Genomic DNA, 25,617 nt, shown 5'->3' on the forward strand with positions numbered 1-25,617 from the left:
CATCGCACCTGCATCAGTTCCCGCGAAGGAAAATCACGATGACATTCACGAAGGCGGCCCGGCTTGCACTTCTGCTGGCGATCCCCGGGCTGGTTCTTGTCGGTTGTGGACGCAAGGGCGACCTCGATCGCCCCGGCTCGACCGCGCCGATCAACACCAAGGCGCCGGCAGGAACTGTCGAGCAGAAGGAAAAAGCAGACGAGCGTTCGTTCCCGCTCGATCCCCTCCTCTAGTAGAAATTACGCAATTCCGAACGGAAGCCGCTTCGCACTTTCCTGGAATTGCTCAAAGTCGAGCTGCGTGACGTGAACCATTTTCAATACCGCGACGGAATTCTCTACGCCGAAGATGTGCCGGTGACCGATATCGCCCGCGCCGTCGGCACACCCTTCTACTGCTACTCGACCGCCACGCTCGAGCGCCACTACACGGTGTTCTCCAAGGCTTTCGCCGATGTGGATGCGATGGTTTGCTATGCGATGAAGGCCAACTCGAACCAGGCGGTACTGAAGACGCTCGGCCGCCTCGGCGCCGGCGTCGACGTGGTCTCTGGCGGTGAGCTGCGCCGGGCGCTGGCGGCCGGCATCCCGGCAAACCGCATCATGTTCTCCGGCGTCGGCAAGACGCCGCTGGAAATGGATCTCGCACTGGAAGCCGGCATCTACTGCTTCAACGTCGAGTCCGAGCCGGAACTTGAGGTCCTTAACCAGCGCGCCGTTCGTGCCGGCAAGCGCGCCCATGTGTCCTTCCGCATCAACCCTGATGTTGACGCGAAGACCCATTCCAAGATTTCCACGGGCAAGAAGGAAAACAAGTTCGGCATTTCCTGGGAGCGCGCCCGTGCGGTCTACGCCCATGCCGCAACGCTGCCCGGCATTGAGGTGACCGGCATCGACATGCATATCGGCAGCCAGATCACCGAGCTGCAGCCCTTCGACGACGCCTTCAAGCTGCTGCGCGAACTGGTCGATACGCTGCGCTCCGACGGCCACTCGATCGATCACGTCGACATCGGCGGCGGCCTCGGCATTCCCTACAAGGACGACAACAATCCGCCGCCGCTGCCGGACGCCTATGCGGAAATCGTCAAGAGCCAGCTGCAGTCGCTCGGCTGCAAGATCGTCACCGAACCGGGCCGGCTGATCGTCGGCAATGCCGGCATTCTGGTGACCGAAGTCATCTACGTGAAGGACGGTGGCGACAAGACCTTCGTCATCGTCGACGGTGCGATGAACGATCTCATCCGCCCGACCCTCTATGAGGCCTATCACGAGATCCGCCCGGTCCGCATCTCCGCCGCCAACGCGCCGCGCATCCGCGCCGACGTCGTGGGCCCGGTCTGCGAAACCGGCGACTATCTGGCGCTCGACCGCGAGATGGCGATGCCGAAGCCTGGCGATCTCTTTGCCATCAGCTCGGCCGGCGCCTACGGCGCCGTGCAGGCCAGCACCTACAATTCACGCCTCCTGATCCCGGAAGTTCTGGTCAAGGGCGACCGTTTCCACGTCGTTCGCCCGCGTCAGGACTATGACGCGTTGATCGGTCTCGATTCGGTGCCGGACTGGCTCGACTGACCCGTCCGGGCGCGACAACGACAATCTGTGGATCGGCCGCCCGGCCGATCACGATTGTGTTTGCGCCCTCGTCTTCGCCACAAACGATGGTATCCTGAACGCAAGCGGGATAGGCGAAGTTGCGTGCATTTTTGAGCTCGGCCGTCGCCTCACTACATTGGGTCAGCCACAAGCGTTGATGGGCGACCGAAAGGAAACTTGGGCGGATGACGCAATTCCGGCAGGATGAAACGCCACAACCGAAGCCGTTTTCGAGAACTCTGGCGCTGAAGAGATGGCTGGCGCGCGCGGTGCTGGTCGCCGAGCAGGTCCTGCCGCGTATCCTTCTGCCCGGTGCGATCGCCCTTCTGTTTCTTGCCTTCGCCTGGCTCGGCTTCTTTCGCGCTGCACCTTTCTGGCTGCATGCGGTGGCGCTCTTTGCCTTTGCGCTAACCTTCCTCGCCTCTCTCTTACCGCTCAGCCGGTTGCGGCTTCCCGGTAATGCCGATGCCGATCGCATGCTCGAAGAGCGCAATGCGCTGCCGCATCAGGCCATCCGCGTCCAGGACGATCGCCCCGCGACCGACACCCCTCTGGGCGAGGCGCTCTGGCGCGAACACCAGGCGCGCATGGCACGCATGATCGGCACCCTCGAGACTGGCCTGCCGCGGCCCGATATCGCCAGGCACGATCCCTTCGCGCTCAGGGCCGTGCCTGTGCTGCTCGCTTGCGTCGCCTTTGCCTATTCCTATTCCAACCGCGCCGGATTGCTGAGCGATGCGTTCCGGCTGCCGCAGACGTCGATCGAGGCTGCCAACATCCGCGTCGATGCCTGGGTGACGCCGCCGCCCTATACCGGGCGGGCGCCAATCTTCCTGACGGGCAAGCCGGAAGCCGCCGCTGCCGTGAATGAAGACGCCGCGGCGATCACCATCCCGCAGTTCAGCGACATCACCGTACGGATCACCGGCGCCGGTGCGGACGCGCCAGTGCGCTACGCGGAAACCGGCGGGAGCAAGCCGATCGCCATTCCGGTGGCCGGCGAAAAGGCCGAAGAGAAACAGAGCAAGCCGAAAGTGGACGATGCCGGCCCGAAGGTAGCCGAAATGGTTGCAACGGAGCCGGCGCGCAATCCGAATGCCGTGCGCAACCACGTCTACAAGGTCGTCAAGGATGGCGAACTTATCGTCGGCAGCCAGCGCTGGGCGTTCAAGATCACCCCGGACGGCGTGCCTCAGATCGCCTTTGACGGAATCCCCCATCCGACCATCAACGCGGCGCTCGAAATCACGTTTACGGCCAACGACGATTACGGCATCGCCCAGGCGTGGGCGGAGATCAAGCCGCTCGACGAACCGGCGGAAGGCGCCCGCGCGCTCTATCCGCTACCGGAATACCGGCTCGATCTGCCGCGCCGTAACGCGCGCGAGGCAAAGGGCACGACCAGCCGAAACCTCAGCGAGCATCCGCTCGCCGGCAAGCGGGTAGCGGTGACGCTCGTCGCCCGGGATGCTGCCGGACAGGAAGGCCGCAGCCCGCCGCACGACATGATCCTGCCTGCCCGCCAGTTCTCGCAGCCGCTCGCCGGCGCCGTCGCCGAACAGCGTCAGGTTTTCGCGCTCAATGCCAACGACCTGCCGCGCGCCATCGACCTCAACGACGCCGTCACCTCACTTGCCGAGGACTGGATCCCGAACCTCACTCATTTCCTGCTGTTGAAATCGGCGCGCACCCGGATGGCGCTCGCCTATAACGACGACATGTTGCGCGATGCCGCCGGATACCTCTGGGAGATCGCGCTCGGCATCGAGGACGGCGACCTGTCGCTTGCCGAGCGCCGCCTGCGCGAAGCCCAGCAGGCGCTGTCGGACGCCTTGGAGCGCAACGCTTCGGACCAGGAAATCGCCAAGCTGATGCAGGAACTGCGCCAGGCGATGCAGGAATACATGCAGGCGCTCGCCGAGCAGGCGATGAAAAATCCACGCATGACCGGCAAGCTCGACCCGAACAACATCCTGCGCCAGCAGGACCTCGAGAAGATGATGAACCAGATCGAGAATCTGGCGCGCTCGGGCGCGCGCGATCAGGCACAGCAGATGCTCTCGGAACTGCAGCGCATGATGAACAACCTGCAGGCTGGCCGTAGCCAGCAGCAGATGGGCGAGCAGAACGACGCCATGCGCCAGCAGATGGACAAGCTCGGCAAGCTGATGCAGCAACAGCAGCAGTTGATGGACGAGACCTTCAAGTTCGACCAGGCCCTGCGTGACCGGATGCAGCGGGGCGACCCGCTGCAGGGCGAAGACAACGAGCTCTTCGGTCAGGAAATGCCGCAGGACCCAGGTCAGCAGGGCGATCCGAATGGTCAGCCCAACCCACTCGACAACATGACCGCCGAACAGCTCAAGGATGCACTGAAACAGCTGAAAGAGCAGCAGGACGCGCTCGGAAAACAGCTCGGTGAGCTGAACAAGGGCCTGGAAAGCATGGGCATCAAGCCCGGCAAGGGCTTCGGCGAAGCCAAGCGCGAAATGGACGGCGCTTCCGGCGCGCTCGGCAAGGGCCAGGGCGAACAAGCCGTCGGCAATCAGGGCCGCGCGCTACAGGCCCTGCGCCAAGGCGCCCAGGATATGATGAACCAGATGCAGGGCCAAGGTCAGGGCGGCCCTGGCATGGGTGTTCCGCAATACGGTCAAAACGGCCGCGATCCTTTGGGACGACGGCAACAGAATCTCGGCCCGAATTTCGGCGACCAGGTCAAGGTTCCAGACGAGATCGATTCTCAGCGCGCCCGACAAATCCTTGACGAGATTCGCCGCAGGCTGGGCGACAGCCTGTCGCCGGAGCAGGAGCGCCAGTACCTCGAACGCCTGCTCGACATGCGCTGAGCCGAGCGCCCGGCTCAGCCCTTTGCCTCATCACGGCAGAACATGACAACGGCTCCCGTCGCATCCAATCGATGCGCCGGGTCGCAGTCCTGTTGCTGTGGGCCGGCAGGTCTGGCCGTCAGGCGGCCAACGCCAGCGCGACTGCCTTGCGGATATCGGGAAGGGAGAAGGGCTTGGAGATGACGTCGACGATTTTGTCGGTGAGATCGTCAGCCCGCTCGCGCTGCTCGGCATAGCCGGTCATCAGCAGGATCTTCATGGCCGGAAAGGCCGCCGACGCCTGGTGCGTCAGCTCGATGCCGTCCATCACGGGCATACGGATATCGGAGAGCAGAAGGTCGAACGCCTCGGCCTCCAGGCAGGCAAGGCCATCGGCCCCATCGCCCGCTTCGACCGTCTCGTGGCCGTCGAGCCTCAGGGCCCGCGCAACGAAGGAACGCAATGCATCCTCGTCCTCGGTAATCAGGATCTTCGCCATCATGGCCTCCGCGTTCGCTTCCGAGTCCGGCGTTCACGCCGGCACCCGCACCTGATCCAAAAGTACAGCGGGCGTGGATCATCGGGAGACACACTGGCGCTGCAGCGCCGCCGATCCCCGTCGAGAATCACTGCGGCACGCACCAAAACAACCAGTTTTTCGTTTGTGTTCGGTAAACGCCGAACGACTGGATTTCAGGGCGCATGCCCCAAATCGAGACGTTTACTCGGCGTCGCCGGTGACAACACCGACAAAAGGCAGCTCGCGGAAGGCATAGGCGACGTCCATGCCGTAGCCGACGACGAAGTGATCGGGGCATTCGAAGCCGACATAATCCGCCTCGAGCTCGACCTTGCGCTTGACCCGCTTGTCGAGCAGCACGGCGATCGTGACGTTGCGGGCGCCGCGCTCGTACATCAGTTCCTTGGCGAAACGCAGCGTGCGGCCGGATTCGAGAATGTCGTCGATCAGCAGAACGTCGCGCCCATGCACGTCGCTGTCGATATCCTTGGTGATCTTGACGCCCTGCGAAACGGTGCCGGTGCCGTAGCTCGACAGCGTGATGAACTCGACTTCCGGTGCCAGACCGGCCGTATGCATCGAGCGGATCAGATCGGCCGCGAAGATGAACGATCCCTTGAGCACCGCGATCACCAGCAGATCCTTGTGCGGGCCGTTGACGATCATTCCGGCGAGCTCGCTGTTGCGGGCAGCGATGGTTTCGGCCGTATAGAGAGGTTCGATATTCTTACCGCGAACAACGGGCATCAAGGCTTCTCCAGCGTTTCATCCGGAAGACCTTAAGCCTTCCCTTTGGCGCCGCTTAGCACAATCAGCGGGCCGAAACACCGTTTTCGGCGAAGGAAACCGTCACATCCGGCATTTTTCCACCCGCATAGGGCAGTCTCGTCATGAAATGACGGCTCTCACCGGGCGCGACGGCAGCACCCTCGGGCATCACCCGTGTCGTCGTGACCTTGCGCCCGTTGGCGGCAATCTCCACCACGACGAGCGGCAATCGCTGCTCGATATCGGAGCGATTGTCGATCGATCCATAGACGGACAGCACACGCATGCCGCCGGAGTAGTCGAGCCCACTCTTGATCCCCGATATCGTCAGCGGCTGGACGTCGGCCTGTCCATCGCCGGCAAAGCCGACGATCGCCAGGAAGGAAGCAAGCGCAACGCCCGCGACCATCCCGGCAAAGCGGCGTGCCGGCATGTCGCGCAGCCGCGTTTCGGCAAGACGCAACAATCGAGCGCCGAGCGACGGCTCCTGCTCCACGACCGTCAGCGTCGGCCGCCTGCGGCTGCCCGTTTGTGCATTGTCGTTGAAAACAGGATAGGGCGTGCGGCGCGACGAAGCGGATATCACCTCGAATTCCACATCCACATAGTCGGGGCGCCTCGGCGCTGAAGCCCCGTTGCGTCCGCCGCGCTCGGGCGGCAGAAAATCTGTATCGGCGTTGTTGCTGGCGGATTTGGTCCGGAATGCCTGCATGATCATTTCCTCCTGTCCCGCAAGAGAACACGGCCGCATGCGGCCAGTTTGTCTGCGAAACCCTCGGGCAATGCCAAGCCTCATGCGGTGCAAGAACTAGGCATTGCATCAAATCTTTCCGACACGTAAACCGGAATGGTTAATGTTTCGGAAAGACGTCGCGAAAGCGGCGCCTTTTCATGAAAAATTAACCGTCACTTAACCATGATTCCGCTGGCGGTTTTGCCTTTCTTGGCTGGTCGTCCTATGCGCGGAGGACCGGAACCGGCCGTCGGTTGCAGGGCCGTGAGAGAGACTGGGCTGCCGCTTGATTCACTTTGAGAACGTCGGACTGCGCTATGGCATGGGACCGGAAATCCTCCGGGACCTGACCTTCGACATTCCACGCCGTTCATTCCAGTTCCTGACGGGTCCGTCGGGCGCCGGCAAGACCACGTTGCTGCGGCTTCTTTTCCTCTCGCTGCAGCCGACACGCGGCCTGATCCGGATGTTCGACCGCAACATTTCGTCGATCCCGCGCGAAGAATTCCCGATGCTGCGCCGGCGCGTCGGCATCGTCTTCCAGGACTTTCGCCTGCTCGATCATCTCACCACCTACGAGAACGTCGCGCTGCCGTTGCGCGTGCGCGGCAAGGAGGAGACGAGCTACCGTGCAGACGTGCTGGAGCTTTTGAAATGGGTGGGTCTCGGCGAGCGCATCAACGTGCTGCCACCGGTCCTTTCCGGCGGTGAAAAACAGCGCGCCGCCATCGCTCGGGCGCTGATCGACCGGCCGGAGATCCTGCTTGCCGACGAGCCGACCGGCAACGTCGATCCGCCGATGGCAAGGCGCCTGCTCAATCTTTTCCTCGAGCTCAACCGGCTCGGCACGGCGGTCGTGATCGCCACCCACGATCTGTCGCTGATGGACCAGGTGGAGGCGCGGCGCATGATCCTTTCGCAAGGGCGGCTCGACATCTATGAGTGACAGCCGCACCAAACGCCAAAAGGATGTGCCCGAACAGGCACCGGAGGCACAACAGCGCCGGACGGAAATGCGCGTGCGCCCGACCGGCCCGATCGTGCCGTCGAGCAATGTGTCGGGCCATGCGCTGATGTGCGTCATCGCCATCATGTCGTTCCTCGCCTGCCTGACGCTCGGCGGCGTCAGCATGGTGCGAGCCACGGCCCAGAGCTGGCAGTCGCAGATCTCCCGCGAGATCACCATCCAGATCAAGCCCGACGACAATCTCGACATGGAAAAGGCGCTGGCGGATGCCCGCGACCTGGCGCTGACCTTCAGTGGCACGACGGACGGCAAGATCGTCGACCGGGCCGCCACCGCCCGCCTGCTCGAACCCTGGCTCGGCGAAGGCCTCGATCTTGACGAATTGCCCGTGCCGCGCCTCGTCATCATCACCATCGACGAAAGCAATCCGCCGGACTTTGCGGCCATGCGCAAGGCGCTGACAGAAATAATCCCGCAGGCTTTCCTCGATGACCACCGCACCTGGGTCGACCGGCTGGTCGCCATGGCCAACACCACGGCCATGATCGGCACCGGCGTGCTGACCCTGGTCTTTTCCGCCATGGTGCTGACAGTGGTCTTCGCAACGCGCGGCGCGCTGTCGGGCAATCGCCATATCGTCGAGGTGCTGCATTTCGTCGGTGCCGAAGCCGGCTTCGTCGCGTCGGAATTCCAGAAGCACTTCCTCAGGATCAGCCTCAAGGGCGCCGGCGCCGGCGGTCTGCTCGCAGCACTTTTCTTTGCGCTCGCGGGTTTCTGGCAGTCACGGACCTTGGCGACCCCCGAGACAGATCAGGCCACCGCCCTCTTCGGTACCTTCACCATCGGCTATGGTGGCTATCTCGGCATTGCCGCGATCATCGTCGTCATCGCCATCCTGACGACCGTTACGGCGCGGCTGACGGTTACCCGCACGATCTACGAAATCGACCTCATCCGCTCGGACCCCGGCCGTACCGACCTCTACCAAAGCTGAGCCGCCTGATGTTTCGCCGCCACTCGATCTATTCCTTGCCGCAATCTGCGGCTATGTGAAGAGAATCATGATGGCGCGAGAGCTACGCGGGAACGGAATGGCCGGAGGAGATAAATGGCACGGGCAAGCCGACGATCGCCGGCGGTCCCGCAGTCTCCTGCGCAAAATCCTCCGCCGAACCTTCTTCGTCCTGCTCCTGCCGCTGGCAATCCTGATCGCCGCCTTCCTGAACTTTGCCGACACGGTCGCCTCCCTGCAGCCGCCGGGTCATCCGAAGGCCGACGCGATCGTGGTCCTGACCGGCGGTTTCCAGCGCATCGACCAGGCGGTCGATCTTCTGAAGGGTGGCGCCGGCAAGCGCCTGCTGATCTCCGGGGTTCACCCGGCGACCACAGGCAGCCAGATCCGCCGCAACACCCAGAGCTCGGCCGACCTTTTCAAGTGCTGCGTAGACATCGGCCATGAGGCGATCGATACCATCGGAAATGCCACGGAAGCGGCGCAATGGATCCATGATCGCGGCTATGCGAGCGTGCTCGTCGTCACCAACAACTATCACATGCCGCGCAGCCTCCTGGAACTGCGCCGCGCCCGGCCGGAAACGGAGTTCATCCCCTACCCGGTCGTCAACTCCGATCTGAAGACCACAAACTGGCTGCGCAATCCGATGGTGCTGAAGTCGATCCTTCTGGAATTCGGCAAGTATACGGTGGCTTCGATACGCGACTTCGCCGGCGCCCGCCCGACCAGCGGCCTGCGCACCGACGCATCGCGCGCGACGCCCGCCGAAGAATAAGGGCCGGCAGGAACAGCCTTCGCCGCTGCAAAGTGAAACAGAGCAGTTTTCCTTCAGCACTTAATCGTGTAGGCAGCGATCAACCGGCTCAAAGACGCCGGTCCCCTTGAGACCTCGCCTACGAGAGCGTGCCTGATGATCGTCTTGCGTTCGATCCTTTTCAACATGGTGTTCTACGCCAACCTGATCGTGCAGATGATCGTGCTGACCCCGATCTACTTCCTGCTGCCGCGCAAGAAGGCGTGGTTCGTGCCGAAGAACTGGGTGCGCAGCAACCACTGGCTCATGGAAAAGATGGTCGGCACGACCTTCGAGATCGAAGGCTTGGAGAATATCCCCGAGGTTCCCTATATCTTCGCTCCCAAGCACCAGTCCTTCTGGGATGCCTATGCGCTGCTCCCCTGGCTCAGCGATCCCTTTTATATCCTGAAGCGCGAGCTCACCTGGATCCCGCTCTTCGGCTGGTATGTGCTCAAGCAACGCATGGTTCCGGTAAATCGCGCGGCGCGCGGCAAGGCGATGACCGGCGTGATGGACCGCACCAAGCAGGAAATGGCAACCGGCCGCGAGCTCATCATCTACCCGGAAGGCACGCGTCGCCCGCCGGGCGCTCCGCCGGAATACAAATACGGCATCGCCCGCCTCTACCGCGACCTCAGCGTGCCGGTGGTGCCGGTCGCCATGCATCCCGGCCTCTTCTGGCCGCGCCGCAAGTTCCTGCGCTTTCCCGGCCACTTCAAGGTTCGCATCCTGCCGCCCATCGAGGCCGGCATGGACCCGGACGCTTTCCTGGCGAAGCTCGTCGAGGTAACCGAGAGGGCGAGCGACGAGTTGCTCGTCGAAACCGTGAAGGCCAATCCGCACCTGCCGCTGCCGCCGACCGCCGAGCAGCGGCTGAAGGAACTGAAGGCAGAAGGCCGGGCCTGAACCTTCAGGCCCGGGCTGAACGCGGCGCCTGCCGCAGCAATCCGACCACCTCTTCCAGCCAGTGATCGCGGATGCCCATCTCCTTGAGATGGGCGAGCGTGTTGAACACGTATTCGCTGTTCGGCCCGGATTTTCCCGTCGAAACCGCAACGATGCCGGCCGCCTCCGTGGTGGTCAGCGAGCCCGCATACTGGACGTGGGCGCGGTCGATGACGTAGGCGAGCGCCGGAACGCGGCGGCCGTCGGCAAGCAGCACCGGCATGGTGCGTTCCTTGTAGACGTGGGTCACCAGTTCACGCTCGCGCAGATAGTCGACGACATCCGCCTGCTGTCCGCGCTGGACGCGAAACGCCGTCCCGATGCAGGAGCCGCCGCGGTCGAGCCCAAGCACCAGCCCCGGCCGCTGTTCGGTGCCACGGTGAACCCAGGAATGCACGCAGAGTGAGCGGCGAAAACCGAAGGCACGTGCCGTGAGCTTCTCCTCGAAGGCAAAGCCCGGGTTCCACATCAGCGAGCCGTAGCCAAAGACCCAAAATTCGTCCATATCCACTGTCATTCAACCCGCGCTGCTGTTCTCACTGCCGAATCACGATCGGTCGCGTGGGACGGTGAGCCATTTTCGGTTTCTACGGCACAGCATCCCGGCACGAAAGAGACAAGGTCGTCCTCCTGCGGCCGAAGGAAAGAATAGTTTTGCGGATCGATGGCGCCACCCGAAAGGCAGCCTCCATCCTGTTTTGAGTGAGGTACCCCCGCCCATGTCGGCAACCGCAGTCTCCAACCCATCGCCGGTCAGCCGGAAATTCCGCTGGCTCCTGGCAGGCATCGTGCTTGTCACCGGCGTTTATTCGGCCGGCTGGTTTCTCGCCGCCGACCAGATCGAGAAGCGGCTTGCGACCCGCCTCGCTGAAGGACAGGCGGCCGGCCTCGGCGGCGAATGCACCAACATGGACGTGCGCGGCTTCCCGTTCCGCATCGGCCTCTTCTGCGACAAGGTCCATCTGGACGACACCCGCAACGGCACCTCGGCCTCGTTCGGAGCGCTGAGGACCGCTGCCCAGGTCTACCAGCCGGGCCATGCGGTGATCGAGCTTGACGGCCCGGCCGAGATCCGGGCTTCCCCCGGCCTCAACATCTTCGCCGACTGGACGTTGCTGCATGCGAGCGTGCGCGCGACCCTGTCCGGCGTTGACCGCACGTCGCTAACCTACGACAACCTGACGGGCCGGTTGCGATTGCCGCTTGAAGGCGACGGATTTGGCTTCGGCGCCAGCCACGGCGAATTGCACCTGCGCCAGAACGGCGCGGATCTCGACGCCGCCTTGAGCGTCGACAAACTGGACGTTCGGCCCGAGGAAGGCCCGAGCCTCGCACCGCCGGCGACCGTCGCCGCCGACCTGACCTTCACCGACCGGGCCGGATGGATGACAACCCCGCCGACGCCTGAGATGTTTCGCGGCAGCAAGGGCGAGCTGCGACAGCTCACCCTCGACCTCGGCTCAGGCATGAACGCCAAGCTTTCCGGGCCGTTCTCGGTCAATGATCAGGGACTGATTTCTGGCGAGTTCTCGCTGACGATGACCAATATCGAGGCCTGGCGCGCCAATCTGGTCACCCTGATCCCGGATGATGCCAACCTCGTCGACAACACCGCCAACATGCTGAAGGCTCTCGCCAACGGCAAGAACGAGGCGACCGTGAAGCTCAACGTGCGCGACGGCACGGCATTCCTCGCCTTCATCCCGATCGGCGTCCTGCCGACCCTCTAGGCTACGATCATACGCCTCATAGGAAGGAAGACCGCTCCACGGTCTTCCTTGATCTGCTCAGGCTATTTCTGATCCATGGCATGGCGACCGAAGTCCGGCATCGCCGTGTCCTGGCCGGCCTGAATGATCGAGCGGCGAATGGCCCGGGTGCGGGTAAAGAGATCGAACAGCTTGTCGCCGTCGCCCCAGCGGATCGCCCGCTGGAGGTAGGCGAGATCTTCCGAAAACCGCGCCAGCATCTCCAGGATCGCATCCTTGTTGTGCAGGCAGACGTCGCGCCACATGGTCGGGTCGGATGCCGCCAGACGCGTGAAGTCGCGGAAGCCCGAAGCCGAATATTTGATGACTTCGGATTCGGTAACGGTCTCGAGATCGTCAGCCGTGCCGACGATGTTGTAGGCAATGATGTGCGGCAGGTGCGAAACGATTGCCAGCACCTTGTCGTGGTGTTCGGCGTCCATCTCCTCGACCATCGAGCCGAGCGTTTCCCAGAAAAGCCGCAGCCGCGCCACCGCTTCCTCATCCGCGCCAGGGGGCGGCGTCAGGATGCACCAGCGGCCGCGGAAGAGGCCGACGAAGCCGGCATCCGGGCCGGAATGCTCGGTACCGGCAATCGGATGCCCCGGCACGAAATGCACGTTCTTGGGCAAGTGCGGCGCCATCTGTGCGATCACCGAACCCTTGGTCGAACCAACGTCGGTGACGATGGCGCCTGGCTTCAGATGGGCTGAGATCTCGGCGGCAACAGCGCCGGACGCGCCGACCGGTACCGAGACGATGACGAGATCCGCGTCGCGAACGGCATCCGCCGCAGACAGCGTATAGCGATCGCCGAGCCCGAGTTCCTGCGTCCGCTTCAGCGTCGCCTCGCTGCGCGTGGAGACCACGAGCGTGCCGGCGAGCTGCTTCTCGCGGATTTCGCGCGCGATCGACGAGCCGATCAGACCAATGCCGATGAGGGCGATCGTTTCAAACTGCTGAGCCATTATTTCCGTCCCATGAATTCGGTCAGCGCCGCGATGACGCCCTCGTTGGCTTCCGCGGAGCCGATGGTCATGCGCAAGGCATTCGGGAAGCCGTAGCTGCGGACTGCCCTGAGGATATAGCCGCGGCGGGTCAGGAACTCATCGGCCTCCTCCGCCCGCTTGCCGGCCTCGTCGGGGAAATGGATCAGCACGAAATTCGTGACCGACGGCGTGATGCGGAGCCCGATCGCCTCGAGCGCTTCGGCAACGCGGGCAAGCCAGGTGAGGTTGTGATCGACCGCGGTTGCCACGAAAGCCTGGTCGCGGATCGCCGCAGCCCCCGCCGCAATGGAAGGCGCGCTGAGGTTGAAAGGGCCACGGACGCGATCGACAGCGTCGATCACCTCCGGCGGCGCATACATCCAGCCGATGCGCAGGCCGGCAAGACCATAGATCTTCGAGAAGGTGCGGGTCATTACCACGTTGCGGCTGGCCGAGACGAGCTCAAGACCGGCGGCATAGTCGTTGCGGCGCACATACTCGGCATAGGCGGCGTCGAGCACCAGGAGCACGCCCTCGGGCAGGCCCGCATGCAGCCGGCGGACTTCGTCGACCGGGATATAGGTGCCGGTCGGATTGGCGGGATTGGCGAGAAAGACCATTTTGGTCCGCTCGGTGACCGCGGAAAGGATGGCGTCCACATCGACGCGTGCATCTTTTTCCTCGACGGTCACGGGCGTCGCACCGGCCGCCAGGATCTGGATCTTGTAGACCAGGAAACCGTGCTCGGTGATGATGCCTTCGTCGCCGGGGCCGAGATAGGTGTGGCACAGCAGCCCGAGCAATTCGTCCGAGCCGTTGCCGCACATGATGTTTGCCGGATTGAGCCCGTGAACGGCCCCGATCGCCTCCCGCAGTACCCGCGCCTGGCCGTCCGGATAGCGCTCCAGATTGAAGGCCATCGCCTGGAAGGCTTCTATCGCCTTCGGGCTGGCACCGAGCGGCGTCTCGTTCGACGAGAGCTTATGCACCTTGGCGACACCCGGCGCATGCTCCTTGCCCGGCACATAGGCGGCAATGTCAAGGATGCCGGGACGCGGCTCAGGGCTCTTCGAAGCAAGGCTCATCGGGTCAGCTTTCTATGGCCATCAAAATGCCACAGCGACCTTTGTCGCGCCTTGGAAGGCGCGGGGCGCTATAGGCAGGAAAAGAGGTCAAGCCATTACCGGCGCAAGCGGCTTTTGTCGAGGGTCCGCCGCCTGTACGCAGCGCCTTATCGGGTGAGGCGTGGCCGTTCGCGTGTGCTCGGCACGCCCTGCGGCGCCAGCACCGGCACGAAGACACGGCGGGACGCGCGCGCTGCGACCGGCAGCCCCTGGTAAAGCCGCTTCTGCGCCTCGACGACGATGACACCTGAGAACACTGGCCAGAGCCAGCGGCCGAGCCGCTCAAAGCCTCGGCGCAGCCGCAGGATCGCCCGGAGCTTCGACGGCGGGAAGAACAGCGCGTCGGCCGTAGCCCCCGGCGTGAAGTTGGTCTCGCGCAACAGCGCCGTCAACTGTCCGCGCGAATAGGGTCGGCCGGAGCCGAAGGGCGTATGCTCCATGCGTGCCCAGACGCCGCGCCGATTGGGCACGACGATCACGAGCCGGCCGCCCGGCGCCAGCACCCGCCAGATCTCCTTCATCGTCTCGCGCGGACTTTCGGCAAATTCCAGCGAATGCACCATCAGCACCCGGTCGATCGATGCGTCCGGCAGCGGCAATTCCTCGTCGAACACCAGCGCCGTCGAGGAAAGCTCGGCAACCGGCCAGTTCACCGCGCCCTGGCCCGCAGGCATGAAGGCGAAGGTGCGCTCCGTGTCCTTGCGGAACCGCTCGAGATAGGGAACGGCATAGCCGAGGCCGACCAGCCGCTCGTCCGGCAGCCGCGCCCAGACGGACGAAAGCGCCATGGTGACGGATTGCTCCGCCATCCGGCCAAGCTCGGAGTGATAGAATTCGCGAAGGTCGACAATATCGGTATGCATTCGCAACATGTTAGCTTCGAAGCGGTAGACTTCAAGGTAAGGCTCGCTACATTCGGCAGCATCTCCCCTCTCCTGACCGGAGGACCTGCCATGGCCGCGCTCGAACTCGATCTTTTCCTCTGCCGCACCGACAATTTCGGCGTGCTGATCCACGACCCCGAAAGCGGCCTGACCGCCTCGATCGACGCGCCCGAGGAGGCGCCAATCCTGGAGGCGCTGGAACGCCGCGGCTGGACGCTCACCCATATTCTCACGACGCACCATCATGGCGACCACGTCGCAGCCAATGACGCGTTGAAAGCCCGCTTCGGCGCCATCATCATCGGTCCGTTCAACGAGGCCGCGAAAATTCCGGGCCTCGACAAGACGGTGCGTCATGGCGAACGCTTCGAGTTTGCGGGCCGCAACGTCGAGGTGATCGAAACACCCGGCCATACCGCCGGCCATATCTGCTTCCATTTTCCACAGGACAAGCTGCTCTTTGCCGCCGACACGCTTTTTGCGCTCGGCTGCGGCCGTCTGTTCGAGGGGACGCCGGCGACCATGTGGCAGTCTCTCAGCCGGCTGATGGCCTTGCCGGACGACACGACCGTCTATTTCGGCCACGAATACACGCTCTCCAATGCCCGCTTCGCGGTCACCGTCGATCCCGACAATGCCGAACTCAAGGCACGCGCTGCCGAGATCGAGGAAATCCGCTGCGACGGCGGCTTCACCGCGCCGACGACAATCGGCCTGGAGAAGCGTACGAACCCGTTCCTGCGCGCCGCCGATCCCGGCATTCGCGCCCATCTCGGCCTGCGAGATGCCGACGATGCCGCGGTCTTTGCGGAAATCCGCAAGCGGAAGGATAACTTCTGATGGCTGAAGCACAGACGGCGGAAGAGGTCATCGAGGCGCTCGGCCTCACACGCCATCCGGAGGGCGGCTGGTACATCGAAACCTTCCGTGACACGGCCGGCGGCCCGCGGGGCCATTCGACGGCGATCTATTATCTGCTTGAGCGTGGCGACCGTTCGCACTGGCACCGCGTCCGCGACGCCGTCGAGATCTGGCACTACCACGCCGGCGCGCCGCTCGAACTCAGCATTGCCGAGGACGGCAAGCCCGCCGAGACGTTGCGGCTTGGGCCCGACATCCGGGACGGTGAGCGGCCGCAGGGCGTAGTACCGGCCAACTGGTGGCAGTCGGCTGCCTCGCTCGGCGATTGGACGCTGGTCGGCTGCACGGTCGCGCCAGCCTTCGATTTTGCCGCCTTCGAGATGGCAGCCCCCGACTGGCAGCCGCCGACCCGATAGCGATCTTTCGGACTACTCCGCCGGCTGGGTGGCCGCGGCATCCTTGCGCAAAATCAGATCCTGGGCGGCGAGCACCGCCCCGCCGGTGACGAACAGGCAGGCAAGCGCTATGCGCCAGGATGGCTCTGCAAAGCCGAAGAGGATCAGGATCAGCGTCGAGAGCACCGGTGCTGCATAGCTCGAAACGCCGAGAAGCTGGATGTCGCCGTTCTTCACCCCGAAGTCCCAGGCATAGAAGGCCGCCCCCACCGGCAAGAGGCCGAGGCCCGCGACCGCCAGCCACTCGAAGGTCGTCGCCGGCCAGACCGTCGTTTCGAGCGCGAGATGGCAGACGAAGGACAGGATCGAGGTGGCAAGGCAGAAGCCGGTGACCACATCGGTCGAAACCGCCTCGAAGCGGCGTGTGATCAGCGAATAACCCGACCAGGTAAAGGCGCAGAGGAAGGCCGCGCCATAGCCGATGAGATAGGCATCGTCGAAGGCGACGCCGTTGCGCGCGACGATCAGGATCGTGCCGACGAGGCCCGCAAGCGCGCCGGCGATGTGATACCAGCGCAGCCGCTCCCCCGGCAGCAGTGCCGAACCGACAACGATCAAGAGCGGCCAGAGATAGGCGATCAGCCCGGCCTCCACCGCCGGCGCATTGCGCAGCGCCGTGAAGTAGAGGAAGTGATAGCCGAAAAGGCCGGCAATGCCCGTAATCCAGACCTTCGCCGGCTGCTTGAGCAACGCCAGGCGCTCCGGTTTTGCCACAAGCACCGCAAGGCCGGGCAGGCTGCCGATCAGGAAACAGATTGCCGAAAGCTGGAACGGCGGCATCTTGCCCGATGCCGCCGTGAACAGCGCGAGCAGCGACCACATCAGGATGGCCGAAAAACCGATCAGAGTTGCCTTGAGTTTCATAGTCGTCCCCGGGCGCGATTTCTCTCAACGGAAACCTGCGCCGTCAAAATCACGGTGCTTGCTGGTATTTAACCTTTTAGTTGCACGCGATCGCGCGTCAACCACCAAATCGCGTCGCCGAGACCGTGACCGGCCCGAGCTTGGTGGGGATGCGGACATAGACGGGGGCATAGACATTCATGGTCTCAGCCTTGGCGAACCAGATTTCCATCGTCTGCAGTCGCCGCAGATATTCGACGTCCTCGCGGCCCTTCTTGTAGCCGGCCTTCGGCACGAAGCGGATGCCGCAGACGATCACCTCGCCTTCGAAGCCCTTCGTCTTGAAAGGCCTGGTGCCCTTCGGCGAAAGCTTGATGTCGAGCCGCGACTCGCCGTCGAAAATCGGCAGGGTGTTGGGGCAGACGCGCGCTTGCGCCGGAATGATCAGCCCCGAAAGCGGATCGAGAACGTTGCGCATGTCACGCGAGGTGACCGGCACCCAATTCTTCGGCAAAGGCGTGCGCTTCGGCGTCATGCTCGCATGCACGACATTGCCGTTGCGGTAGGTAACGCTGATCGCCCGGCTCTTCGAGCCACTGCGATAGGACATCGAATATTGCGACGCGCGCAGGTAATCCTTGTCGACAACGCCGGAAACCTGTGTCTGGCCCGACGTGCGGCTGAGGATATCGAGCAGGCCCGCCGATTTCAGCGTCCCCGATATCGTGTAGCGATTCTTCTGAACCTCGGTGTGGAATGAGGCGCGCGCCACCGGCAGACCGGACAGCGAGATGCTGTAATCCGTCAGATGCTCGGCATCGGCGGCCGATGATGCTGTGGAAAACAAGACCGCCGAAAGCAGCATTGCCCCGCGAAAGCCATTTCGCAACTTCATGCCTTTAGGAATCCATCACTTGAATATCGCCGCAATACCCTGAAATGCAGGGTGTTTACGGCTTTTCTGCGCCATTTCGCTGTCGCCGGCTACGCGGTCGGTCCAATCACGGAACCAAACCGTCGTGTGTCCTCGGTCAAGAAATAGCGCATAGCAAAACCGCTTGGAATGGGTCTCACGCACCATTATTGTTGCCCAGACAGCGCTTCGCATGGGCAGATCGGCCGGGAAAAACCGCGGTTTTCCGAGAATGCAAGAGGTTTGGCTTGACGGGCGGGCCGTCTCTGACTATAGAACCGCGACTTTCCAATAATGGCCTAGGAACGCGGCCTGGGCTCTGGGCCCGCTACCGCATTGTCCGGCGGCGATAAAGAGAATAGGTGTACCATGTCCCGTAGTTGCGAATTGACCGGCAAGGGCGTCCAGTCGGGCAACAATGTAAGCCACGCCAACAACAAGACCAAGCGCCGGTTCCTTCCGAACCTGTGCAACGTCACGCTGATTTCCGATGCTCTCGGCCAGCGCTACCGCCTGCGCGTTTCCGCAGCTGCTCTCCGCTCGGTTGAACACCGTGGCGGCCTCGACGCCTTCCTGCTGAAGTCGGACGAGAACGAGCTGAGCATGCGCGCTCGCCTGCTGCGTCGCCAGATCGTCAAGAAGGTTGCTGAAGCCGCCTAATCGGCGCCAGCGCACCGTCTTTGACACGCGTTTAAAAGGCTTGCGGGTTCATCCGGCAAGCCTTTTTCTCGTGCGCACGTTTCTTAACCGATACGCGCTTTTGCCTTCATCGGCCGGGTGCACTGCCCTGCTTTCATCCCTCTAGCTGGTGGCATACCCCAGGATAAAAAAATGCTGATCAACCGCACATTCTTCGTCTATGTCGCGCTGATGACCCTCGTGGTCGTCGCCTCGAACATCCTCGTTCAGTTTCCGCTACCGGGCTCGATTGCCGGTATGCAGCTCGGCGATCTCCTCACCTGGGGCGCCTTCAGCTATCCCTTCGCCTTCCTGGTGACCGACCTTACCAACCGCCAGTTCGGGCCGCGCATCGCGCGCCGCGTGGTAGTCGCAGGCTTCATCGTCGCCATTCTGCTCTCCATCGTCGCCGCCACGCCGCGCATCGCTATCGCGTCGGGCTCGGCCTTCCTGTTCGGTCAACTCCTGGACATCTCGGTGTTCAACCGGCTCCGCCGTCAGAGCTGGTGGCATGCGCCGCTCGCAGGCTCGCTGATTGGCTCGGCGCTCGATACCGCAATGTTCTTCTCCTTTGCGTTCGCACCGTTCTTCGTGTTCTTCGGCCCGAACGACAGCTTTGCGCTGGAAACCGCACCGCTCCTCGGCATACTTGCGGCTGAAGCACCGCGCTGGATCTCCTGGGCGGTCGGTGACTTGAGCGTGAAGATCCTCTGCGGCCTCGTCATGCTGCTCCCCTATGGCGCGCTGATGAGCATCGTGAAGCCCATGCCCGCTGCGGAAAAGCAGGCGGCCTAAGGGCCGCTTGCCGGCACGCCTCGGCCCGCGCCGAAGGGGCGACCGGGCGTCGATTGCAAGGCGCGGGGAAGAGCGGCAGCCACCCTTCCCCGCGCCTCACCTTCTAGCCCTGCTTCAAAAGCATCTGAGCGTTTTCGAATGGCAGCCCTTCGTCGTCTTCCGACCGCCGGGACTGTTCTTCAAAGCCGAGGTTCTCGTAGAAGGCATAGGCCTGCGAATTGGCGGTGTAGACCTCCAAGCGGAGCTGCCCCTTCAGCTGCAGGGCATGCGAAACCAGCAAGCGGCCGATGCCGGCACCCTGGTGTCGCGGCGAGACGAAGAGCCCGCCGATAAAATCGTCGAGCAAGCTGACGAACCCGGCCGGTTCGCCGCCCCGGATGGCGACCCAAGTCTCCGCGTTCGGCAGATAGACGGTCTCGATCAACAGGCGCTGTTCACGCAACCGCGCCTCGCCGACAAATGCGTGCGCCGTTATCGAGGCCTCGAACCAGATGGCCGACAGTTCTTCCAAATCCGCAGCCCGATAGGCGCGGATCATCACATCCATTTTTTTCATGGTTTTTCGTTCAATAGATATGCGTCAAGAGGGACGCCTGTTCGGCGCCTTGAACAACCGCGAATGCGGGTAAATTTTCAGCCTCTGCGCATAAATCTCCTTCAACGGACAATCGGCCAATAGGCCTTTGCCGGGACACCGTCAAGCATCGGACGGGCTTGTTCGGGCCTCTGCGCAGCCGCGCCGAGCGAGTCGGCTCGATCCTTCACCGGCTCTTGGCCGGATCTCCACACGATCGGGCGGATCGCACTATTCTGGAGTTGGCGGGCTTATTGTGTCAGCGCGGTGTTAAGCCGGAACTCCAGCATCAGGTTGCGCTCGAGGATCGAATGGTTGTCGTCGGAGACGACGATGACCCGCACGTCGCCGTCGGGACGCACGACGACGTCGAGGCCTTCCATGTTGTCGATCTGGTAGCCCATGTCCGCCTCGAAGAGGACTTCGCCGTCGACGACCGCGCCGGGCTTGATCTTATCGCCTGGGATCCGACGGATCTGCATGCCGAGACCGGAGCCGAAGGAGAAACGTCGCTCCAGCAGCAAGAGATCGCCGTTCGGCAGGAAGGCGCCATCGGTTGCCGCATAGGGATCCTTGCGCACGACGCTGAATGCGCCGCGCTGTGGCCCGTCGAGGATGCCGGCCAAAAGATTGTCCGCCTTGTCGACGCTGCGTTCGGCAATGGCGATCATGGCGCCCGCGAGGGGGCTGTCTTTCGGCGAGACTGCAATCGTTTCGATGCCGGCATTGCTGCGCAGCTCGCTGATCGGAAACGGCAATGCCAGGCTTCCGATCGGCTTAGAACCGGCAAAACCTGGATCCGGATAGATGTCGATGCGATGGGCCTGCTCGTAACTGACGATCGCCTGGCCTTCACGAAGGGCAAGCCCTTCGGAATCCACCTTCCATTTCGCCAGGCCGACATCACCGTTACGATCCGCCATCGGCGTGGCGGTCAGGTTGGTGATACCGGAAAGCCGACCCTGCTCGTCGCGGGTTACCGCACCTTCCAGCCAGTGGCCGGTATCCATGACGGCGACGAAAGAGCTGCCGTCAGGACGAAAGCGGATTGCCGAAACCGCGCCGAACAGCGGATTTGACGAGGTCATCTCCAGACCGCCGAGAAACTCCAGGGCGCCAAACCGGGTGGCGCTGGAGCCGACAGCGAAATTACTGATCTGGCGGCTGCGGATCGGCAGGTCTTCGCTATCGGAAGCGGACCATGCCGGGCAGGCCGAAGCCAGGAGGAAAAGGGCTAGGAGACCGCGGCCAAGCATCAAGAGAAGTACCTTCAGGGGGGCATCGGGAATGACGCGGCGTGCGCTCACAGTGAGCCCGCCACGCATGGTAGCTTGGTAGACTGTAAAACTATGTCCGTAAATTGACTTCGGCCGCCAGCGATGCGTGCAGGTGCCGATTGGCAGCTCGGAGGCGATGCTCCACCGCCCCCAAGGGGGAAGCATCACCCGGCGCGGCGAAGACGCGAAGAACCGCGGCGCTGGCTTTCGTCCTCGAAGAGTGCGGCCAGCTGTTCGGTCATCGCGCCGGCAAGCTCATCGGCATCGACGATCGTGACGGCACGGCGATAGTAGCGCGTCACGTCGTGGCCGATACCGATTGCCAGCAGTTCCACCGGCGAGCGCGTTTCGATCTGCTCGATGACCGCGCGCAGGTGACGCTCCAGATAGTTTCCGGGATTGACCGACAGCGTCGAGTCGTCGACCGGCGCGCCGTCCGAAATCATCATCAGGATGCGCCGCTGTTCGCGTCGCGCCATCAGCCGCTCATGCGCCCAAATCAGCGCCTCGCCGTCGATGTTTTCCTTGAGCAGGCCTTCCCGCATCATCAGGCCGAGATTGCGTCGTGCCCGGCGCCACGGAGCGTCGGCAGACTTGTAGACGATGTGTCGCAGGTCGTTGAGGCGACCCGGGGCCTGTGGCTTGCCGCCGGCCAGCCACTTCTCGCGTGACTGCCCACCCTTCCACGCCTTGGTGGTAAAACCGAGGATCTCGACCTTGACGCCGCAGCGCTCGAGCGTGCGCGCCAGGATATCGGCGCAAGTGGCGGCAACCGTGATCGGGCGGCCTCGCATCGAGCCGGAATTGTCGATCAGCAGCGTCACGACGGTATCGCGGAAGTTAGTGTCCTTTTCGCGCTTGAAGGAGAGCGGCTGCATCGGATCGATGATGATGCGCTGAAGTCGCGCCGAGTCGAGATAGCCCTCTTCGAGATCGAACTCCCAGGAGCGGTTCTGCTGCGCCATCAGGCGGCGCTGCAGCCGATTGGCAAGCCGGCCGACCGCACCCTGCAGATGGGCAAGCTGCTTGTCGAGGAAGGCGCGCAGCCGGTCGAGCTCGGCCTCGTCGCAAAGCTCTTCCGAGGCGATGGTCTCGTCGAACTCGCGGGTGAAGACGGCGTAGTCGACCTTCTCGTTGAAGTCGGCGAAGGGCTGGTTCGGACGCTTGACCTCGCCGGGCGTTTCGCTGTCCTCGTCGCCTTCGTCCTGGAGATCGTCGTCGGAGATCTCCGCGCCGTCCATCTCGCCTTCTTCCATCTGCTCTTCGGCAGCCTGGTTCTCGTCGGCGGGTGCGGCATCGTCGCCGGCTTCCTCGTCGCTGGCGTTCTCGTCCTGCTCCTGGCTGCGCGGCTGGTCTTCGTCGGTCTCGCTTTCCTGCTCGTCCGGCTCGTTGTCGTCGTCACCGTATTTCTCGGCAACTTCCATCGAGGTCAGCATGTCGCGAACGACCCGGGCAAAGGCCTGCTGGTTGTTGATCGTCGACGACAGGTGCTCAATGTCGCCGGCAGCCTTGCCCTCGATGAACTCGCGCCAGAGGTCGAGCACCTTGCCGGCAGACGCCGGCGGCTTCTGGCCCGTCAGCTTCTCGCGCACCAGCAGCGCTACGGCCTCGCCGAGCGGCGCGTCCGCCTGGCGCTCGATCGTTGCGAAATTCGCCTTGGCGTATTTCTCTTCGAGCATGACGTTGAGGTTCTTGGCGACACCCGCCATGCGCAACGACCCGATCGCCTCGACACGAGCCTGCTCCACCGCATCGAAGATCGCGCGGGCGTCCGCCCCTTGCGGCGACATGGTCGCGTGGATCCGCGCATCGTGACAGGCCTTGCGCAGCGCCATGCTGTCACCGAGCCCGCGGGTCACCGCAAGTTCCTGCAGGGTCGGGCGCTTGGAAAGTTCCGGCAGACGGATACGTTCGCCGGTCATGCCCGGCCGCTCGTTGGCGAAGGCGACTTCCACCTCGGCATCGCCCGCGATCGATCGGATGCAGCCGGAAAGCGCCCGCTTGAACGGTTCCGCAGCATTCTCGCGCGTGGTTGGCTTTGCCTTCGAATTCGAGCTCACGACAGTTCCTTCTTCAGCCAGAGGCGACGGCGCCCCAGTGGGGCGTCATCCGGTTTGCCACAGCGTCATGGCCCGCCCTCCCAAAGGGGACGGCAGGCCGTGGGATCAGGCGGTGGCTTCGAGCACGATGTTGGCAGCGCTTTCCTTCAGCTCGATGCCGAAGGCGCGCTGGTAGTGCTCGGCGACCAGCGCCCGCTCCAGCTCGTCGCACTTGTTGAGGAAGGTCACGCGGAAGGCGAAAGCGATGTCGCCGAAGATGTGGGCGTTCTCGGCCCAGGTGATGACCGTACGCGGGCTCATGACAGTCGAGAGATCGCCATTGATGAAGGCTGCGCGCGTGAGGTCGGCGACACGTACCATCTTGGAGACGGTCTCGCGGCCCTTGTCGGCGGTGAAGCCCTTGACCTTGGCGGCGACGATGTCGACTTCCTTGTCGTGCGGCAGGTAGTTCAGTGTGGTGACGATCGACCAGCGGTCCATCTGCGCCTGGTTGATCTGCTGCGTGCCGTGATAGAGGCCGGTCGTGTCGCCGAGGCCGACTGTGTTGGCGGTCGCAAACAGGCGGAAGGCCGGGTGCGGACGGATGACACGGCTCTGGTCGAGCAGCGTCAGGCGGCCGGAGGATTCCAGCACGCGCTGGATGACGAACATGACGTCCGGGCGGCCGGCATCGTATTCGTCGAAGACGAGCGCGACATTGTGCTGGTAGGCCCAGGGCAGGATGCCGTCCTTGAATTCGGTGACCTGCAGGCCGTCCTTGACGACGATCGCGTCCTTGCCGACGAGGTCGATACGGCTGACATGGCTATCGAGGTTGACGCGCACGCACGGCCAGTTGAGGCGCGCGGCGACCTGCTCGATATGGGTGGACTTGCCGGTGCCGTGATAGCCCGACACCATCACGCGTCGGTTGTGGGCGAAGCCTGCGAGAATGGCGAGCGTCGTTTCGCGGTCGAAGAGGTAGTCCGGATCCAGATCCGGGACATAGGCGTCGCCCTTCGAATAGGCAGGAACGCGCAAATCCGTATCAATGCCGAAAACCTCCCTGACCGAAATCGTGGTGTCGGGGAGGTTGGAAATGTCGAGGTCAATCTTGCTCATCATGTCTCCAGAGCGGCCACCGGACGGCACCCGCGCATTCGCCTGCAAAAGTGCTTCTGTATTAATCCGGGTTGTTAGCAGAAACCAGCCTGTTTTAACAATTGGTAGGCCTGAATAACCGCGCGAAAACGCTCTTCCGATCCTCTATCTCCGCCATTGGCATCGGGGTGATGCTTCTTGACGAGGTCCTTGTAGGCAGCCTTGATGTCGGCAGTGGTCGCCGAGGCTCCGAGACCAAGCGTTTCGAAGGCCTTCGCCTCGAGCGTCTTCAGCTTGCGCTGGCGTGGCTCGGGACGACCGGATCGCGCCCGCGCCTCGCTGACAAAGCCGAAGGGATCGCGCATGCGGGCCTGGGCGCCGGCGGAGCCAGACCGCGTCTGCGACTGGGTCGGGCCGTTCTTGGCGTTCTTGTTGACGCCGACGGTCCAGGTGGGCCGATGACCGGTGATCGCTTCCTTCTGGTAGCGGGCGACCTCGCTGTCGGAGAGGCCGGAGAAGAAGTTGTAGCCCTTGTTGTATTCCTTCACATGCTCGAAGCAGAACATGAAGTACTGCCCCTCGGCGTTGCGACCGACGGGCGCCCGGTGCACACCCTTCTGATCGCAGCCGTCCCACTGACAGACGGGAGCAGCCGGCTCTGCCTGCGGCTCGACCTTGCGCCGGGTTCGAATGCGATCGAAGTATTTTGAATCGAGTCTCATGGCGCTCATTATGGGGTTTGGCGGGAGTCACAACAAGAATTGACAAAGCGGAATGTTGCTGGCTTTGTGCGGGCATTTTGCGCCGCCGTGCCAGCGATTACCGGGTTCTTAACTGCGAGGGGGCGCCAAGCAAACAGCAAAATGGGACGGAAGAATGTCGCTCACCGAGACCATCGAAAAGAAGCTGATCGAGGCCTTCCACCCTGAACGGCTCGAGGTCATCAACGAGAGCCATCAGCATGCCGGCCATCAGCCGGGGTTCGATGGTACCGGCGAGTCCCACATGCGCGTGCGTATCGTTTCTAGCGCCTTTGCCGGCATGAGCCGTGTCGCCCGCCACCGCGCCATCAATGATCTCCTGAAGCCAGAACTCGACGCCGGCCTGCATGCGCTCGCCGTCGAGCCGGCAGCCCCCGGCGAGCCGACCCGCTGGTAGAGGCAATCGCGGCC

Annotated in this window: 27 protein-coding genes; 13 read left to right on the forward strand and 14 right to left on the reverse strand. The window is 63.3% G+C overall.

Annotation, left to right across the window (positions count from 1 at the left end):
* Positions 1-38: 38 nt before the first annotated feature.
* The 3 genes from IB263_RS18765 (at position 39) to IB263_RS18775 (ending at position 4,441) form a co-directional block, all read left to right on the forward strand.
* Positions 39-233 (forward strand): lipoprotein, encoded by a 195-nt coding sequence (locus IB263_RS18765; RefSeq protein ID WP_134885987.1) that lies wholly within the window; start codon positions 39-41, stop codon positions 231-233.
* A gap of 72 nt (positions 234-305) precedes the next feature.
* The gene (lysA, locus tag IB263_RS18770; protein WP_034806740.1) at positions 306-1,574 is read left to right on the forward strand and encodes a diaminopimelate decarboxylase; all 1,269 of its coding nucleotides are present in this window, start codon (positions 306-308) and stop codon (positions 1,572-1,574) included.
* A 206-nt stretch (positions 1,575-1,780) separates the two neighbouring features.
* Complete coding sequence (locus IB263_RS18775; RefSeq protein ID WP_192438851.1) at positions 1,781-4,441, forward strand: TIGR02302 family protein; 2,661 nt, start codon at positions 1,781-1,783, stop codon at positions 4,439-4,441.
* 118 nt (positions 4,442-4,559) lie between these two features.
* On the opposite strand, the gene IB263_RS18780 is transcribed toward IB263_RS18775, so the two are convergent.
* From IB263_RS18780 to IB263_RS18790, 3 genes are all read right to left on the reverse strand, one after another.
* Positions 4,560-4,919 carry a response regulator gene (locus IB263_RS18780; RefSeq protein ID WP_034806737.1) on the reverse strand — a complete coding sequence of 120 codons (360 nt, stop codon included), beginning with the start codon at positions 4,917-4,919 and terminating at the stop codon, positions 4,560-4,562.
* A gap of 222 nt (positions 4,920-5,141) precedes the next feature.
* Positions 5,142-5,687: a hypoxanthine phosphoribosyltransferase gene (gene hpt / locus IB263_RS18785; RefSeq protein ID WP_034806612.1), complete on the reverse strand. Its 546-nt coding sequence runs from the start codon at positions 5,685-5,687 to the stop codon at positions 5,142-5,144.
* A gap of 64 nt (positions 5,688-5,751) precedes the next feature.
* Complete coding sequence (locus tag IB263_RS18790; protein ID WP_192438852.1) at positions 5,752-6,420, reverse strand: hypothetical protein; 669 nt, start codon at positions 6,418-6,420, stop codon at positions 5,752-5,754.
* Between the two features lie 307 nt (positions 6,421-6,727).
* On the opposite strand from IB263_RS18790, the gene ftsE reads away from it, so the two are divergent.
* From ftsE to IB263_RS18810, 4 genes are all read left to right on the forward strand, one after another.
* Positions 6,728-7,387 carry a cell division ATP-binding protein FtsE gene (ftsE, locus tag IB263_RS18795; RefSeq protein WP_034806610.1) on the forward strand — a complete coding sequence of 220 codons (660 nt, stop codon included), beginning with the start codon at positions 6,728-6,730 and terminating at the stop codon, positions 7,385-7,387.
* The gene (locus IB263_RS18800; RefSeq protein ID WP_089044487.1) at positions 7,380-8,402 is read left to right on the forward strand and encodes an ABC transporter permease; all 1,023 of its coding nucleotides are present in this window, start codon (positions 7,380-7,382) and stop codon (positions 8,400-8,402) included. Before ftsE ends, IB263_RS18800 begins: the two co-directional genes overlap by 8 nt.
* Before the next feature lie 97 nt (positions 8,403-8,499).
* On the forward strand, positions 8,500-9,198 hold the full coding sequence (locus IB263_RS18805; protein ID WP_060528852.1) for a YdcF family protein: 699 nt from the start codon (positions 8,500-8,502) through the stop codon (positions 9,196-9,198).
* 135 nt (positions 9,199-9,333) lie between these two features.
* The gene (locus IB263_RS18810) at positions 9,334-10,125 is read left to right on the forward strand and encodes a 1-acyl-sn-glycerol-3-phosphate acyltransferase (protein WP_060605800.1); all 792 of its coding nucleotides are present in this window, start codon (positions 9,334-9,336) and stop codon (positions 10,123-10,125) included.
* Positions 10,126-10,129: 4 nt separating this feature from the next.
* Here the strand turns inward: IB263_RS18810 and IB263_RS18815 are convergent, their stop codons facing one another.
* The gene (locus IB263_RS18815) at positions 10,130-10,681 is read right to left on the reverse strand and encodes a gamma-glutamylcyclotransferase (protein ID WP_060518502.1); all 552 of its coding nucleotides are present in this window, start codon (positions 10,679-10,681) and stop codon (positions 10,130-10,132) included.
* 202 nt (positions 10,682-10,883) lie between these two features.
* Here IB263_RS18815 and IB263_RS18820 point away from each other — a divergent pair, with 202 nt between their 5' ends.
* On the forward strand, positions 10,884-11,894 hold the full coding sequence (locus tag IB263_RS18820; RefSeq protein ID WP_034806594.1) for a DUF2125 domain-containing protein: 1,011 nt from the start codon (positions 10,884-10,886) through the stop codon (positions 11,892-11,894).
* A gap of 62 nt (positions 11,895-11,956) precedes the next feature.
* Here the strand turns inward: IB263_RS18820 and IB263_RS18825 are convergent, their stop codons facing one another.
* From IB263_RS18825 to IB263_RS18835, 3 genes are all read right to left on the reverse strand, one after another.
* Positions 11,957-12,880 carry a prephenate/arogenate dehydrogenase family protein gene (locus tag IB263_RS18825; RefSeq protein WP_192438853.1) on the reverse strand — a complete coding sequence of 308 codons (924 nt, stop codon included), beginning with the start codon at positions 12,878-12,880 and terminating at the stop codon, positions 11,957-11,959.
* Positions 12,880-13,986, reverse strand: coding sequence for a histidinol-phosphate transaminase (gene hisC / locus IB263_RS18830; protein WP_113506093.1), 1,107 nt, complete (start codon positions 13,984-13,986; stop codon positions 12,880-12,882). The genes IB263_RS18825 and hisC overlap by 1 nt, the downstream gene beginning before the upstream one ends.
* Positions 13,987-14,132: 146 nt before the next feature.
* On the reverse strand, positions 14,133-14,897 hold the full coding sequence (locus IB263_RS18835; protein WP_089044490.1) for a class I SAM-dependent methyltransferase: 765 nt from the start codon (positions 14,895-14,897) through the stop codon (positions 14,133-14,135).
* Positions 14,898-14,978: 81 nt separating this feature from the next.
* Between IB263_RS18835 and gloB the strand changes: the two genes are divergently transcribed.
* Positions 14,979-15,749: a hydroxyacylglutathione hydrolase gene (gene gloB, locus IB263_RS18840; protein ID WP_034806583.1), complete on the forward strand. Its 771-nt coding sequence runs from the start codon at positions 14,979-14,981 to the stop codon at positions 15,747-15,749.
* On the forward strand, positions 15,749-16,186 hold the full coding sequence (locus tag IB263_RS18845) for a cupin domain-containing protein (protein WP_060518510.1): 438 nt from the start codon (positions 15,749-15,751) through the stop codon (positions 16,184-16,186). The genes gloB and IB263_RS18845 overlap by 1 nt, the downstream gene beginning before the upstream one ends.
* Before the next feature lie 12 nt (positions 16,187-16,198).
* On the opposite strand, the gene IB263_RS18850 is transcribed toward IB263_RS18845, so the two are convergent.
* Together IB263_RS18850 and IB263_RS18855 are read right to left on the reverse strand one after the other, a co-directional pair.
* Positions 16,199-17,089 (reverse strand): DMT family transporter, encoded by an 891-nt coding sequence (locus IB263_RS18850; RefSeq protein WP_089044491.1) that lies wholly within the window; start codon positions 17,087-17,089, stop codon positions 16,199-16,201.
* Between the two features lie 97 nt (positions 17,090-17,186).
* Positions 17,187-17,963, reverse strand: coding sequence for a DUF3108 domain-containing protein (locus IB263_RS18855; RefSeq protein WP_034806574.1), 777 nt, complete (start codon positions 17,961-17,963; stop codon positions 17,187-17,189).
* 387 nt (positions 17,964-18,350) lie between these two features.
* Between IB263_RS18855 and rpmB the strand changes: the two genes are divergently transcribed.
* On the forward strand, positions 18,351-18,641 hold the full coding sequence (gene rpmB, locus IB263_RS18860) for a 50S ribosomal protein L28 (protein ID WP_034806568.1): 291 nt from the start codon (positions 18,351-18,353) through the stop codon (positions 18,639-18,641).
* Positions 18,642-18,812: 171 nt separating this feature from the next.
* Positions 18,813-19,454 carry a VUT family protein gene (locus IB263_RS18865; protein WP_089044493.1) on the forward strand — a complete coding sequence of 214 codons (642 nt, stop codon included), beginning with the start codon at positions 18,813-18,815 and terminating at the stop codon, positions 19,452-19,454.
* 103 nt (positions 19,455-19,557) lie between these two features.
* Here the strand turns inward: IB263_RS18865 and IB263_RS18870 are convergent, their stop codons facing one another.
* The 5 genes from IB263_RS18870 to IB263_RS18890 all read right to left on the reverse strand — a co-directional run bounded on the left by IB263_RS18870 (position 19,558) and on the right by IB263_RS18890 (position 25,176).
* Positions 19,558-20,010, reverse strand: a complete 453-nt coding sequence (locus IB263_RS18870; protein ID WP_192438854.1) for a GNAT family N-acetyltransferase — start codon at positions 20,008-20,010, stop codon at positions 19,558-19,560.
* Between the two features lie 269 nt (positions 20,011-20,279).
* A complete protein-coding gene (locus IB263_RS18875) occupies positions 20,280-21,284 on the reverse strand; it encodes an esterase-like activity of phytase family protein (RefSeq protein ID WP_060581201.1) in 1,005 nt (334 codons plus the stop codon).
* A 185-nt stretch (positions 21,285-21,469) separates the two neighbouring features.
* Entirely contained in the window at positions 21,470-23,365 is a 1,896-nt protein-coding gene (gene cobT, locus IB263_RS18880; protein ID WP_034806554.1) for a cobaltochelatase subunit CobT, read from the reverse strand.
* A gap of 105 nt (positions 23,366-23,470) precedes the next feature.
* The gene (gene cobS / locus IB263_RS18885; RefSeq protein WP_034806552.1) at positions 23,471-24,466 is read right to left on the reverse strand and encodes a cobaltochelatase subunit CobS; all 996 of its coding nucleotides are present in this window, start codon (positions 24,464-24,466) and stop codon (positions 23,471-23,473) included.
* 74 nt (positions 24,467-24,540) lie between these two features.
* Positions 24,541-25,176 (reverse strand): J domain-containing protein, encoded by a 636-nt coding sequence (locus tag IB263_RS18890; protein WP_034806549.1) that lies wholly within the window; start codon positions 25,174-25,176, stop codon positions 24,541-24,543.
* A 145-nt stretch (positions 25,177-25,321) separates the two neighbouring features.
* Between IB263_RS18890 and IB263_RS18895 the strand changes: the two genes are divergently transcribed.
* Positions 25,322-25,603, forward strand: a complete 282-nt coding sequence (locus IB263_RS18895) for a BolA family transcriptional regulator (RefSeq protein ID WP_060518522.1) — start codon at positions 25,322-25,324, stop codon at positions 25,601-25,603.
* Positions 25,604-25,617 lie beyond the last annotated feature (14 nt).

Origin of the sequence: Ensifer sp. ENS03, from assembly GCF_014852035.1 — a bacterium.
Classification (GTDB): Bacteria; Pseudomonadota; Alphaproteobacteria; order Rhizobiales; family Rhizobiaceae; genus Ensifer; species Ensifer adhaerens.